We start from the raw sequence: 925 nt of genomic DNA, 5'->3' as shown, positions 1-925 counted from the left end.
TCCTAAGGTTTAATACACCATCATTTTTATTTAATAAATAAGACGTGGTTTCTTTAAGAATAAATTTAGATTTTTTAGAAACATAACATCACACTTACTTGTAGTCAGAGCGTATCAAAAATATTGAATATCAGCTAACAGATCTCTTTCATTCTGAGACCCCAATCACACTTTTTCTCCCCTGAAATTTTCCCCATTTCATGCTAAAGTTTACGCATCATTTTTCATAAGGATTCACCATGTCTTTTGTTGCTCAATTTGCCGATAAGCTCCGTTCTCTCGCCGAGGTTTTAATTCACTCTTTTCCGGAAAAATTCGATTCCACCTTGTTTGAACAAATCGAACAACAAAGAGAAGATCCAACAACAAATATCGGGCAAATGGCTGTGGCGGTGGCGATGTCGGATTTTGTGGCGGAGGCGTGGCAGAAACAGCCGGCGTTTTTAGCAAAATGTTGGGAAAAACTACCGCACTTTGAGGTCTCTGACCAGTACGCCAAGCGGTTGGATGAGGTGTTACAGCATGTGCAAACGGAAGAACAGCTTTATCGGGAATTACGTCTGTTTCGCGCCCGTGAAATGGTGAAGCTGAGTGTTTGCCAAAGTCTCAATTTCGCCACGGTGGAACAGGTTTTTATTCGCTTGTCGCAACTGGCGGAAAGTCTGATTATTGGTGCGCGCGATTGGCTTTATGCGCGGGCTTGTGAAGAAATGGGCACGCCGATGGATGCGCGGGGCAACACGCAGCAGTTATATATTCTCGGCATGGGCAAACTGGGCGGTTTTGAGCTGAATTTTTCTTCCGACATTGATTTGATTTTTACGTATCCAAGCCAAGGAGAAACCGTGGGGGCACGCCGCAGCGTGGATAATGCGAAGTTTTTCACCCGTTTGGGGCAACGCTTGATTAACGCATTGGATCAATA

The 925-nt window shown here is 44.0% G+C and carries 1 pseudogene; it reads left to right on the top strand.

Annotated features, from left to right (window positions below):
• Positions 1 to 239: 239 nt before the first annotated feature.
• Positions 240 to 925 (top strand): annotated as a pseudogene (locus tag QZ106_RS00370) (bifunctional glutamine synthetase adenylyltransferase/deadenyltransferase); the annotation flags it as partial.

The organism is uncultured Aggregatibacter sp. (assembly GCF_901873365.1).
GTDB lineage: Bacteria > Pseudomonadota > Gammaproteobacteria > Enterobacterales > Pasteurellaceae > Aggregatibacter.
Note: the sequence above shows the minus strand (reverse complement) of the source record. Positions and strands in the feature narration are given on the sequence as shown.